Consider the following 12,604-nt stretch of genomic DNA (forward strand, 5'->3'; position numbering starts at 1 on the left):
CACCTCAACAACTTACCGCTTGCCTCGTCGCGTTCAACGCTGCGAGGAGGCGAATAATACGCGCTTTGAAATCAGAGTCAACACCTTGATCTGAAAAAACTTTCAATCTTCATTTGCTGCCCTCAGGCAACTAAATGCACATGGCATCGCTCTGTAGAGAAATACCCCTGGAGCGTAACGGCCATGAGCGATGCGCAAAGCGACAAGACCCCCGGCCTGTCGCCGGATGAGGAACAAGAGGTCAGCCATAACCAACCCCCCCGGGCCGCCGTGCTGCACGAGATCATCCGCGCCCAAGGCGATCAGGAGCTGGAACGCACGCTGGCCGCGCTGTGGTGGTCGGCTCTGGCCGCAGGCTTGACCATGGGCCTGTCCTTCATGGCCATGGGGCTTTTCTATTCGCGGCTGCCGGAAGGAGAAACAGCCCAGGTTATCGCCAGCCTCGGCTACAGCGCAGGGTTTCTTGCCGTGATCCTGGCGCGCCAGCAACTGTTCACCGAAAACACCCTGACAGCCGTGCTACCAGTCATGACTACACCAACCTTGGCCAATCTCGGGCGGTTGCTGAGGCTGTGGGGCGTGGTGCTTCTGGGTAACCTGGCAGGCACCCTGCTGGTCGCCTGGGTCATGCTCGAACTGCCGATCTTCGACGGCAAGACTGATGTGGCATTCCTCGAAGTTGGCCGCAAAGTGATGAAGAACGACATTAGCCAGATGTTCGCCAAAGGCATCGTCTCAGGCTGGATGATCGCCACCATGGTCTGGATGATCCCTTCCATGGAACAGGCCAAGATCTGGATCATCCTGATGATCACGTACCTGATGGCACTCGGCGACTTCACCCACATCGTCGTCGGCTCGGTGGAAGTGTCCTATCTGGTCTGGGCCGGCGAGCAGACCTGGCACACGTTCTGGCTGCAATTCGCGCTGCCGACCCTGGTTGGCAACATCATCGGTGGCAGTTTCATATTCGCGTTGATCAGCCACGCTCAAGTACGTAGCGACAGCGGCAAACCACCTTCGCAGCTATTAAAGGATGAACAACCCGCTTCACCCACCCAGAGCAAGGCCCGGGAATGACCCTCACTGCCCCGCCAGTGCGCGTTCGCCGCCCCTGCCCCGCTCTCGCGCCGGGCGTGGCAGCCACCAGTTCTGGCCTTCATGGGGTGAATCGAGGCTCACCCGTTCGCCCATCTGGGGCGTGCTCAGGCGCACCTGCGCTGCACTGGCCAGCGCGACGATACGCTCGAACGGCTCCTGCCAGCCATGGATCGAAAGGTCGAAAGTGCCATTGTGAATCGGCAGCATCCAGCGCCCACGCAGGTCCAGATGCGCTTGCAGGCTCTGCTCCGGCTGCATGTGCACGTTGGGCCAGGCCAGGTTGTAGGCGCCGGTTTCGACCAGGGTCAGGTCGAACGGCCCGAAGCGCTCACCAATCTGGCGAAAACCGTCGAAGTAACCTGTGTCGCCGCTGAAGAACACGCGCAGCTGCTCATCGATCACCACCCACGACGCCCACAGTGTCCGGTTGCTGTCGAACAACCCCCGCCCTGAAAAATGCTGGGCGGGTGTGGCAATGAAGCGCACACCTTCTACCTGCGTCTCCTGCCACCAGTCCAGCTGCGTGACCTTATTCGCCGGCACCCCCCATTCGACCAGCAGGTCGCCCACGCCAAGTGGCGTCAGGAAATGCTCGGCACGCAATGCCAGGCGGCGGATAGCCTGCTCATCGAGGTGATCGAAATGGTCATGGGAGAGAATGACCGCCGTCAGCGGCGGCAAGTCGTCCAATGCCAACGGCGGCGCATGGAAACGCAGGGGCCCGGCCCATTGCACCGGCGAGGCGCGTTCGGCGAACACCGGGTCGGTAATGAAGTAGCGCCCCCGCAGCTTGAGCAATACCGTGGAGTGGCCCAGGCGCCAAAGACTATGGTCCGGCGCGTCGAGGACCTGTTGGCGCGTCATCGGCTGCACGCTGATGGCCGTCGCCGGCCGCGTTTCGGGCGGTTTGCGCAGGAACAGATACTTGAGGCCGATGCGCAACTTCTTCAGTACCCCATCCTGGGGTAGGCTGGCCTGATTGTGAAAACGTCCGTCCCGCTGAGGCGCCGACTCACCAGCGGGGTTAGCCATGGGCATCATGAGCAGCAGCACTCCGAGCAAGAGGAAAGCCTTCATGTTACTCCACAGTGATCGCACTAACCGTGAATTGGCTTGTAAGGTCATTTTTCAACGATGAAACACTGTTCAACAATATTCACGCGACTTATGCGATAAACGGTGTGTCAGAAGAAGAACGAAAACCATGAAGGACAACCAGAGCGGCAAGGGACTTTCTTTCGTCAAGCGCATCTACCTGCCGCGCATCGTCGGCTTGGGTATGGGCTTGCTAAGCGTGGCCGCCGCCATCGCGCCGCTGTCGCCACCGATGTGGGCCTGGCTATTATTGCTGTTCAACGGCCTTCTCTGGCCGCATGTCGCCTACCAATGGGCTCGACGCTCGGCGGCGCCTTACCAGGCCGAGCAGCGCAACCTGCTGCTGGACTCGCTGATGGGCGGCTTCTGGACCGTAGCCATGCAGTTCAACCCGCTGCCCACGGTCACCGTGTTGTCGATGATGACCATGAACAACGTGGCCGCCGGGGGTAAACGCCTGGTCGTACACGGCGCACTGGCCCAACTGACGGGCATGTTGCTGGCCTGCGCGCTGCTGGGCACCGGCCTGCAATTGAACGCTACGCCACTGCAGGTCTACGCCTGCCTGCCAATGCTGACCTTATACCCGCTGGCCCTGGGGTGGGTCTGCTACCGCCTGGCGATCAAATTGGCCGAACACAAGCGCCGTCTCAGCGCCTTGAGCCTCACCGACAGCCTGACCGGGCTGCTCAACCACGGTGCCTGGAAAGACCTGCTGCTGGTCCGCTTCCAGGCCTGCCAGCAGCAACCGCTGGCGGTGATTGCCCTGATCGACATCGACCACTTCAAGACCATCAACGACACCTTTGGCCATGTGGTCGGCGACTGTGTCCTGCGCCAGGTGAGCGAGGAGCTCAGGCACAACCTGCGCGAAGGCGACCAGGCCGGGCGCTATGGCGGTGACGAATTCTGTGTGATCCTGCCGGGCGCCAGCGAGGCCCAGGCCTGCCAAGCCATGGAGCGCCTGCGCGAGCGCGTTGCCAGCTACCGTAACCCGCAGTTGCCTCACCTGAAGATCAGCCTAAGTATTGGCCTGGCGGCATACCAGGCTGAAGTAGCGTCCGCCGATCACTGGCTTGAGCGGGCTGACCAGGCCCTCTACAGCGCGAAACGCCATGGCCGCGACCAGGTCAATTTCGCCACGCGCGAAGGCACACCGCTCAGGCTGGCCTATCCTGACTGAACCCCCTCGCCGATTGACCGACGCGGGGCAGCAGCTCAAGAAGGAGTCGCTCGCGTATGGCCAGGATCGCCGACCTCACGCCCGCCAGCCCTACCCCACGTGTTCAAGTCCGGCGCCTGATCGGCGGTTTTTGCGCCGTCTTCGGCCTCGCGTGTCTGGTCACCCTTGGTGCCCTATTCAACATCGCTGCCACCCTCAATGACCAGGAACAGGCACGCAGCGCCTTTCATGCAACTCAGGCGCTTGATCAGCGCCTTCTCGCCTCACGGCAGTTCCTGTCCAGTTACGCCGTTTGGGACGCCGCGTACCAACACCTGACACCCCAAGTGGATTGGCAGTGGGCTTACGAGCAGAAGAACGTCGGTGAGTCGCTGTACAGTGCCAGCGGCTATGAAGGCGTGTTCGTCGTGGACGATCAGCACACGACCTACGCGCTATTCAAGGGCAAACCCACCCAAGCGCCTGCCGGCAGTTTCATCGACAGCCCACTGCCCGCGATCATCGCCCAAGCTCGCGCAGCCGCCAGCGCACGTGAGCAAGTCACCCGCTTCGTGCTGTTCAATGGCTGGCCTGCAGTGCTCAGCGCCGCCGCCGTGCGCCCTGATCGGGACGTGACCGACGCCGAAGTGAGCCAGGCGCCGGTGATGCTGTTCGTCGATCAGCTCACCGAAGAAAAGCTTGGCCAACTGGGCGCCGGCGCGGGCCTTGCGCACATGCACATCGAAAAGAATCGCAGCGGCATCAACGAGATTCAGCAGATCGCTCTCGGCGATACCGCTTACCACCTGACCTGGACCAGCCCCCTGCCAGGCCGGCAACTGCTCTGGGCGGTGTTGCCGCCCTTGCTCGGCGCGCTGCTGGTATTGGGCCTGGTGATGCTCTACCTGTTCCGCCATGCCTTGCGCAGCTCACGGGCCATCGACTTGAACCTGGAGCGTCTGCAACAGAGCAACCATGCGCTGGAAGCCAGTGAACAACGCTTTCGCGCAGTGGCCGAGGCCGCTTCCGACTGGATCTGGGAAACCGATCGGCAACAGCGGTTGACGTATCTGTCGCAGCGTTTCGTGAAGGTGACAGGCGATCCGGCGGAGGTCTGGCTGGGTCAACCACTCAACCAATTGCTCAGTTGCGATACCACGCCCTTGTCACCGTGGCTGGACGCTCAGGTAGGGGTCGACACGGAACAACCGGCCAACCTGCGCTGTGCCTATCGGGACCACAACGGCCAGAACCGCTTTTGCCGGCTATCGGCGCGGGCGATCGTTTACGACGGCAAACTGGCCGGTTTCCGCGGCACCGCCAGCGACATCACCGACGAAGTCGCGGCCCACGCGCGCATCCAGCATCTGTCTCTGCACGACCCGCTCACAGGCCTTGCCAACCGCAACAAGCTCGCCCGGCACCTGGAGCAGGCGCTGCTGCGCGGCAGCGACTCGGCACCCTTGACCTTGCTGCTGCTCGACCTGGACAACTTCAAACCGATCAACGATTCCCTCGGGCATCCCGCGGGCGATGCGGTGCTGCAGGAAGTCGCCGCTCGCCTGCGCGACACCACCCGCGATGTCGACCTGGTCGCGCGCCTGGGAGGCGACGAGTTCGTGCTGGTGCTGGCCGCAGTGGACAACCGTAGCGAGGTCGATCGGCTGTGCAAGCGGCTGATCGAACTACTACGACAACCCATTTCCTTCGAGGATCAGGCGCTGCATGTAGGCGCCAGCATCGGCATCGCCCAAACCCGCACGCAGGGTTTCGACGCCGGTGAACTGATCCGTTGCGCCGATATCGCCTTGTACCAGGCCAAAGCCGATGGCAAGAATACCTGGCGCTACTTCGCCGCCGAGATGAACCAGCAGATCCAGTACCGCCGTCAACTGGAAAACGACCTGCGACGGGCCCTTCGCAACAACGAGTTCGTGCTGCACTACCAGCCACGCTACCGCCTGGGCGACCTGCGCATCGTGTCTGTCGAAGCCTTGCTGCGCTGGCAGCACCCGCAAGAGGGCCTGCTCGGCCCGGACACCTTCATTGCACTGGCCGAGCAGAGCGACCTGATCGTCAGCCTGGGCCGCTGGGTGCTACGGGAGGCCTGCCGCAACGCCCATGACTGGCCCGAGCCGCTACTGGTTTCGGTAAACCTGTCGCCGGCGCAGTTCCTGCGCAGCGACGTGGTGGCCGATGTGCGCGACATTCTCATGGAAACCGCCTTTCCCGCCCAACGGCTTGAGCTGGAAATCACCGAGAACGTAATGCTCAACGACATCGAGGGCGCTTTGGCGACCATGCAGGCACTTAAGGAACTGGGGGTGCGGCTGAACATGGATGATTTCGGCACCGGCTATTCATCGCTGGGTTACCTGCGCACCTACCCGTTCGACAGTATCAAGATCGACAAGCGCTTCATTGCCGGGCTGGGAAACGCCAGCAGCAGCGACCGGGCGGTGGTGCAGGCGATCATCAACCTGGGAGAGGCCATGGGTTTGACGGTGACCGCCGAAGGGGTAGAGACCGAGCAGCAGTTACGCGCCCTGGAAGGCGACAATTGCCATGAGGTACAGGGTTATTACCTGAGCCGACCGCTGGACAAGGCTGGGTTCGAGCAGTTGCTGCAGCAATTGCCAGAGCAACCTGCTGACACATCTGCAGGCCGGCGCAGATAACCTGACACTCAACGCAAGGCGCGTTCGGCAATGATCTCCGGCATGTCACTGCGCCGCAGGTAGATGCGCAGGGGTTCGGCGATGTTCAGACGTTCATCCACATGCTGCTGGAGCAACAACGCCAGCCGCTCTCGGCACAGCGCCATGCGCTGCCCCTGTTCGGGCCGCCAGACGAATTCACTGCATGGAGTGATGCTGTCATCCGCCACGTCCATGCCGAACGCGTCCTCGGAAAACCGCACGATATGAACCCGGCGCTTGCCATGAAAACCGACGAAGCCTTTGAGCTGGTCGGCGGCACTGCAGATGTCCAGGGAAGTGATGGCCATGTCGTAACCTCGCAAATCAACGGAAGTGACGCACGCCAGGCGGGTAGCGGCTGCCTCTGCTGGGCAGCGCGCCCGCCCAGCCTAGCGCAGCAGGCCGCCGTTGCGCCAAGGTTTTTCGTCATGTGCCTGAAGGCCCGCTAGAATGTGTCTTGCCCCTCCGTCGCCAATACCGGGACTGTTCATGACCGATGCCATCAGCGTCGATATCAGCGCCGATATCGCCACAATTGCCCGCATCAACGCGGTGCCCGCCATTCTCCAGGTCATCTGTGAAACCACCGGCATGCGCTTCGCCGCCGTGGCACGGGTCACCGAACGCCAGTGGGTTGCCTGCGCGGTGCTCGATACCCTCAGCTTCGGCCTGCAAGCCGGCGGCGAACTCGACGTGGCCACCACCTTGTGCCACGAGATCCACAGCACTCTCCAGACCATCGTGATCGACAAGGCCAGCGAGGACGAACAGTACTGCAGCCACCACACACCCAAGCTGTATCGCTTCGAAAGCTACATCTCGGTGCCGGTGTTCCGTACCGATGGCAGTTTTTTTGGCACCATTTGTGCGCTCGACCCCAACCCGGCCCCACTCAAGGGCAGCGCCATCCAGCCCATGATGGAGTCATTCGCCCGCTTGCTCGCCATCCAGATCGAAAGCGAGGAAAACGCCCAGCGCACAGAACAGGCCCTGCTCCAGGAGCGGTCCATGGCCGAAGTGCGCGAACAGTTCATCGCCGTGCTGGGTCACGACCTGCGCAACCCCCTGTTCGCCATTACTGCGGGGGCCGAACTGCTGGCCCAGCGCCTTGAAGATGACAAGAGCCGCGCCATCGCTCGCCACATCCACACCTGTGGTCGGCGTGCCTCGCAGCTGGTACGTGACGTGCTGGACTTCGCCCGCGGCAGGCTAGGCACAGGTATTCCCCTGAATATGCAACCCTGCCCTGACCTGGCCGAGGGCATGAGGCATGTCGCCTCGGAACTGCAAGGTGTCCATCCACAGCGCCAGATCGTGCTCGACATCGGCGTGCTTGGCGATCTGCGCTGCGACCGTGAACGAGTCACCCAGCTACTGTCCAACCTCATTGCCAATGCCTTGGTGCATGGCGATCCGGACGGCCCGGTAATGGTGAAAGCTGCCATCGCTGACGATGAATTCGTGCTCAGCGTGCACAACCGGGGGCGTCCGATCGCAGCGCAGACCCTGGGCCAACTGTTCCAACCCTTCACCCGACCTTTGGCCGACGAGCCGCAGCAAGGGCTGGGGCTTGGCCTGTACATCGCCAACCAGATAGCCATGGCCCATGGCGGGCGCATGGAGGTGGTGTCCGACGCTCAGCGAGGCACCCTGTTCAGCTTTCATCTACCGCTGGATCGACCTGAGACGCGAGCAGGCCAGCCAACCAGTTCATGAAGGCCTGCACCCTGCGCGGTACGTGGCGCTGCCGCGCATACAGCAGGGATACCGGCATGGCCTGGGCCTGCCAGCCCGGCAATACCGCCACCAATTCGCCGCGTTGCAGATGTTCCGCCACGCCTACCGCAGGTACCTGGATCAGCCCCAGCCCGGCCAGGCACGCCGCCGAATAGGCCTCGGCATTGTTCACCGTCACGCTGCCGGCCATGGCCTGGTAATGCACCTGGCCAGCCTGCTGATACTCGAAGCCGGTACTGCGTGCGCCAAGGTTGCGCACGTAATGCACCAGCCTATGCCGAGCAAGGTCTGCCAGGCTCTGCGGCACGCCATGGTGGGCCAGGTAGGCGGGGCTGGCGCAATTGCACATGCTCAACTGCCCGATCGGCCGCGCCACCACGTCCAGGTCACTGAGCGCACCAATGCGCATCACACAGTCGAAACCTTCGCGCAAAAGGTCGACCTGGCGGTCGGTGCAACTGATCTCCACTTCCAGCCGAGGAAATCGCGCAAGAAATAGCGGCAAGGCAGGAATGATGATGCGCCGCGCCATCATGGTCGGCATGTCGACCCGAAGGCAGCCGGCCAGGTCGGCATCATCGGCGCGGAACAGGTTCTCGATCTCGTCCATGCCCGATAGCAGGTCTTTGCTGCGCTCGTACAGCAACGCGCCGTCCTGCGTTGCCTGCACACGCCGCGTGGTGCGGTTGAACAAGCGTGTACCGAGCATCTGCTCAAGGGCTCTTACCTGCTCCGACACGGTCGAGCGTGGCAGGCCCAGGCTTTCGGCAGCCAGGGTAAAACTGCTCATCTCACTGACCCGAACGAATGTGCGCAACAACTCGAGCTTGTTCATACCCGGCTTCCTACTGTTCGGTTTGAACGAACAGTATTTCCAGGTTTGCGGGATTTAACAGCCCCTGCCCGACCAATAACCTGAAGCCCATCCACCCCGAGAGGAAATCGCCATGCCCCGCAAGATCGTTCTAATCACCGGCGCCAGCCGCGGCTTGGGCCGCAACACCGCCGAACACCTGGCCGCGCGCGGTATCGATATCATCGGCACCTACCACAGCAAGGCCGATGAAGCTCAGGCTGTGCTAGAGCGCCTGCAACAAGCCGGGGCGAACGCTGCCATGCTTCAGCTCGACGTCAGTGACAGCAGCAGCTTCGCAGGTTTCGCCGAACGCCTGGGCGAAACCTTGCGCAGCCAGTTTGGCCGCGAGCGCTTCGATTTCCTGGTGAACAATGCCGGCATCGGCCTCAACGTGCCATTCATCGAGACTAGCGAAGCGCAGTTCGACCAGTTGCTGAACATTCAACTCAAGGGCCCATTCTTCCTGACCCAGCGCATGCTGCCCCTGCTGGTCGATGGTGGGCGGATTGTCAACATTTCCTCCGGCCTGGCGCGATTCTCGCTGCCAGGCTATGCCGCCTATGCGGCGATGAAGGGCGCGATGGAGGTATTGACCCGTTACCAGGCCAAGGAACTGGGGGCCCGTGGCATCCGCGTCAACATTCTTGCACCCGGGGCTATCGAGACCGACTTTGGTGGCGGCGTGGTGCGCGACAACCCTCAGGTCAACGATTTTATCGCCGGTAACACGGCGCTTGGCCGGGTGGGGCTACCGGATGACATCGGCGCGGCAATCGCCTTGCTGCTGGAAGAAGGCAACGGCTGGATCACCGGACAGCGGCTGGAGGTCTCTGGCGGGATGTTTCTTTGATTGCCAGGGCCGCACTGCGGCCCCTTGCCTTCAGTCGTCGGTCTGGTCTTCATGCACCTGGACACTGGCTGTCATGCCTGCGCTGAGGTTCACGCCCTGGGGTATCTGGCCCAGCTTGATGCGCACAGGTATCCGCTGCGCCAGCCGCACCCAGTTGAAGGTCGGCTCGACCTCCGGCAACAACTGGCTGTCCGGGTTGCTGTTGCGGTCGGTGATGCCGCGGCTGATGCTCTCCACATGCCCTTGCATCGCATCACCCGCGCCCATCAACCACACCTTCACCGAATCGCCCACACGAATGCGCGGGAGCTTGGTTTCCTCGAAATAGGCCTGGATATAGAAGGTCGAGTCATCCACCAGCGCCATCACCGCTTCACCGGTGTTTACATAGTTGCCTTGGGCCAGGCGCAGGTTGGTGATGTGCCCATCGCGTGGCGCGCGCACTTCGCTGCGGGCCAGGTTGATCTTCGCCACTTGCAACTGAGCCTGGGCCTCATGCAGCTCGCCACGGGCGATGGCTGCATTGATCTGGGCGTTCTCGCGCAGTTCGGCACTGATCGCCTCTGGGCCCAGCGCCGTGCGCCGCGCCGCTTCGCGCTCGCGCAGGTGCAACTGCTGGTTGCGCGTTTCGGCCACGGCACTGGCCTGGTCGAAGGCTGCCTGAAAGCGCTCACGGTCAATCGTCATCAGCAGGTCGCCGGCCTTCACCTGCTGGTTGTCCTGCACCTTGAGTTCGCGCACCCAGCCAGACACGTCCGGCGCGATCACCACCACATCAGCGCGCACCCGGGCATCACGTGTCCACGGGGTCAGCATGTAGTACTGCCAGAGTTTGTAGCCGGCCAGAACGGCGATGGCGACCACGCAGAGGGTCACCAGGGTACGGACGACAGCACGCATCGAATCACTCCTTACAAAGGCCCCAGCAGGCGGACTACCAGGTACAACACACAGACGAACAGGGCCGCATCGAACAAAGCTTCGTGCCAAATCCAGCGCGCCAAGGGCGTGGCCTGCACGACCAGGCGCAGGCCACCGGTAAGCACCAGAGCCATCAATACATAGATCAGAAAAGGGCTGAGCAGCACGCCACCCAAGGCCCATTCACGCAAGCCCATGGGCTTCCTCCTGCCAACGGCACCATTTGCGCCAACTCTTCTGCAACTGCAACACCGCCCCTTCGGCCAGGCGCAACGGGTCGCTGGATGGCTGGCGCTGCAAGGCGGCGATGAACTGTTCGCTGGCAGCGTCCAGGCGCTCGCCGCGCCCGGCGGCCGGCCCTTGGGCCAGTACCGCCTGAAGCTGCTCCAGGTACTGCCGCTCGGCGGCACCCAGCGAGGCCTGGGCCACCGCCAGACACATGCGCAAGTGCACCAGTTCATCGCCAATATCCAGCCCATGCAGGCCATCATCCCAGCGCTTGCGGTCGGCCTCTGGCAACTCGCCGGCCTGCCGTGCAAGCTGCATCAGGCGGTCGGCCATACGCCCACCGAACCAGGTGTCGGCACCGCGCAGGTCGCGCCGGGTGAGGCGCACCAGGTCACTCTGCGTTGCCGCCCGCAGCCGGCGGCCGAGCCAGGCCGGGTGACGGAACACCAGCAACCGGAACGCCAGCACGGCTGCGCTCACACCCATGAGCATGGCCAGGGCGCTGTTGAGCATGGTCGCCACGCCAAACTGCATGGCATTGAGCGGCGCCACCAGCACGATGCAGTGCAAGCAGTAGGAAGTCGCCGTGGCACCGGTACGCGGGTGCGCCATGCCCAGCGCGCCAAAAAACAGCGGCACGCCCAGGCCCAGGCAGAGCATGGCGAAACTGCTCCATTGCGGCAGGATGATCTGCCCGACCAGAAACGCCACCGGAATCGCCAGGAAGATACCGCGCAAGAAACTCAGGCCGATCTGCGCACCGTTTTCACGGCTGGCGAACAAGCTGCAGACCACGCAGGTCAACACCAGGCCACCGGGTGCCGAAGGCCAGGCGGTGGCCAGCCAGAAACAGCTCATCACCAGGAACGCCAACGCGCTGCGCGAGCCGAACAGCAACGCCAGCGACCAGTCGCGGTGCGCAGCCAGGCCCCGGCCATCATCCTTGGGCGCCCTGCCCGCTTCGACATCATCGAGTGCCAGGGTAGCGGCCATGGCATAGTCAAGCAGCAAGGCCATGCGGGCCAGACAGAAATGCTCGACAGAACTGATGTGCTCGGCGTGTGCTGCATCCCAGATGCGCTGGCGCAACAGCAGCAGGCTGGGCTGGTCGGGGTTGGCCAGGCCAGCGCGCACCTCTTCCATCCATGGACCGAGCGCGATGACCTGCTGCTCATCGAGCTGCCGCCATTGCCGGCGCACCGAGCGGGAAATGCGCAGCAACACCATCAGCTTCTGGCTCAACCCGCGAATCGCCCTGGCCCGCTGGCGCCCGCGGGGCCCTTCGAACCAGGCATGCTCGCGCTGAGCATCGATGGCGACGATACGCCCGAGGATCTCCAGCAACCCTTTGCGTGCTTCATCTTCGCCGCCGAGCATGGCGCTGGCCGCCTGCAGGCCGTTCTGCCAGGCCTGGCGTGCCTGCCCGGCAAGTTGCTGTTCGACTCGCATCGGCCAGAGCAGAGCGCTGGTGGCGGTGGCGCAGAAAATGCCCAGGCAGATTTCCGTGCAGCGCGCCACGGCCTGATCGAACACCTGCAGTGGGTGGTCGATTGCCGGCAGGGCGATGATCGCCGCGGTGTAGCCGGCCAGCACGAAGGCATAGGCCCAGGCACTGCGCAGTTGCGTGGAGGCGGCGGTGCACAGTGCCAGCCATAGCGCCAGGGTAATCAGGAACAGCCAGGGGGTCTGGGCGAACAGGCCGATGAACACCACCGACATGAAGGTACCCACCAGGGTCCCGGCCAACCGCGCGAGGCCTTTCTGCACCACCATGCCCGACAATGGCTGGGCCACTATGAAGGCTGTCATCAAGGCCCAGGCGGGCTGCTCCAGCCCCCAGCGCATCGCCAGCCACAACGCCAGGCCACCGCCAAGCAGGGTCTTGATGGCAAACTTCAGGGCGAGGCTGCTGGGTGCGAACAGGGCCTGGAGGGTGATGGGCACGAATCGGACCT

11 protein-coding genes are annotated in these 12,604 nt (G+C 63.0%); 5 read left to right on the forward strand and 6 right to left on the reverse strand.

Annotated elements, in window-relative coordinates; genetic code table 11:
* Nucleotides 1–183 precede the first annotated feature (183 nt).
* Nucleotides 184–1,080: a formate/nitrite transporter family protein gene (locus KU43P_RS21080; RefSeq protein ID WP_317659350.1), complete on the forward strand. Its 897-nt coding sequence runs from the start codon at nucleotides 184–186 to the stop codon at nucleotides 1,078–1,080.
* 3 nt (nucleotides 1,081–1,083) lie between these two features.
* Here the strand turns inward: KU43P_RS21080 and KU43P_RS21085 are convergent, their stop codons facing one another.
* A complete protein-coding gene (locus KU43P_RS21085; protein ID WP_317659351.1) occupies nucleotides 1,084–2,178 on the reverse strand; it encodes an MBL fold metallo-hydrolase in 1,095 nt (364 codons plus the stop codon).
* A 127-nt stretch (nucleotides 2,179–2,305) separates the two neighbouring features.
* Here KU43P_RS21085 and KU43P_RS21090 point away from each other — a divergent pair, with 127 nt between their 5' ends.
* Both KU43P_RS21090 and KU43P_RS21095 read left to right on the forward strand, forming a co-directional pair.
* Nucleotides 2,306–3,379 carry a diguanylate cyclase gene (locus KU43P_RS21090; protein ID WP_317659352.1) on the forward strand — a complete coding sequence of 358 codons (1,074 nt, stop codon included), beginning with the start codon at nucleotides 2,306–2,308 and terminating at the stop codon, nucleotides 3,377–3,379.
* A gap of 56 nt (nucleotides 3,380–3,435) precedes the next feature.
* Complete coding sequence (locus tag KU43P_RS21095; RefSeq protein ID WP_317659353.1) at nucleotides 3,436–6,036, forward strand: EAL domain-containing protein; 2,601 nt, start codon at nucleotides 3,436–3,438, stop codon at nucleotides 6,034–6,036.
* 8 nt (nucleotides 6,037–6,044) lie between these two features.
* On the opposite strand, the gene KU43P_RS21100 is transcribed toward KU43P_RS21095, so the two are convergent.
* Nucleotides 6,045–6,365, reverse strand: coding sequence for a DUF2025 family protein (locus KU43P_RS21100; RefSeq protein ID WP_317659354.1), 321 nt, complete (start codon nucleotides 6,363–6,365; stop codon nucleotides 6,045–6,047).
* A gap of 181 nt (nucleotides 6,366–6,546) precedes the next feature.
* Here KU43P_RS21100 and KU43P_RS21105 point away from each other — a divergent pair, with 181 nt between their 5' ends.
* Entirely contained in the window at nucleotides 6,547–7,773 is a 1,227-nt protein-coding gene (locus tag KU43P_RS21105; protein ID WP_317659355.1) for a GAF domain-containing sensor histidine kinase, read from the forward strand.
* On the opposite strand, the gene KU43P_RS21110 is transcribed toward KU43P_RS21105, so the two are convergent.
* Entirely contained in the window at nucleotides 7,712–8,629 is a 918-nt protein-coding gene (locus KU43P_RS21110) for a LysR family transcriptional regulator (RefSeq protein WP_317659356.1), read from the reverse strand. The two genes, KU43P_RS21105 and KU43P_RS21110, sit on opposite strands and share 62 nt — an antisense overlap.
* Nucleotides 8,630–8,741: 112 nt before the next feature.
* Here KU43P_RS21110 and KU43P_RS21115 point away from each other — a divergent pair, with 112 nt between their 5' ends.
* Nucleotides 8,742–9,500, forward strand: coding sequence for an SDR family NAD(P)-dependent oxidoreductase (locus KU43P_RS21115; RefSeq protein ID WP_317659357.1), 759 nt, complete (start codon nucleotides 8,742–8,744; stop codon nucleotides 9,498–9,500).
* 30 nt (nucleotides 9,501–9,530) lie between these two features.
* Here KU43P_RS21115 and KU43P_RS21120 read toward each other — a convergent pair whose 3' ends face one another.
* Genes KU43P_RS21120 through KU43P_RS21130 form a run of 3 tightly spaced genes read right to left on the reverse strand, consistent with a single transcriptional unit; the run spans nucleotide 9,531 to nucleotide 12,593 of the window.
* Nucleotides 9,531–10,400 carry an HlyD family secretion protein gene (locus tag KU43P_RS21120; RefSeq protein ID WP_317659358.1) on the reverse strand — a complete coding sequence of 290 codons (870 nt, stop codon included), beginning with the start codon at nucleotides 10,398–10,400 and terminating at the stop codon, nucleotides 9,531–9,533.
* Between the two features lie 11 nt (nucleotides 10,401–10,411).
* Complete coding sequence (locus tag KU43P_RS21125) at nucleotides 10,412–10,618, reverse strand: DUF1656 domain-containing protein (protein WP_317659359.1); 207 nt, start codon at nucleotides 10,616–10,618, stop codon at nucleotides 10,412–10,414.
* A complete protein-coding gene (locus tag KU43P_RS21130) occupies nucleotides 10,605–12,593 on the reverse strand; it encodes an FUSC family protein (RefSeq protein ID WP_317659360.1) in 1,989 nt (662 codons plus the stop codon). The genes KU43P_RS21125 and KU43P_RS21130 overlap by 14 nt, the downstream gene beginning before the upstream one ends.
* Nucleotides 12,594–12,604 lie beyond the last annotated feature (11 nt).

Origin of the sequence: Pseudomonas sp. KU43P, from assembly GCF_033095865.1 — a bacterium.
GTDB lineage: Bacteria > Pseudomonadota > Gammaproteobacteria > Pseudomonadales > Pseudomonadaceae > Aquipseudomonas.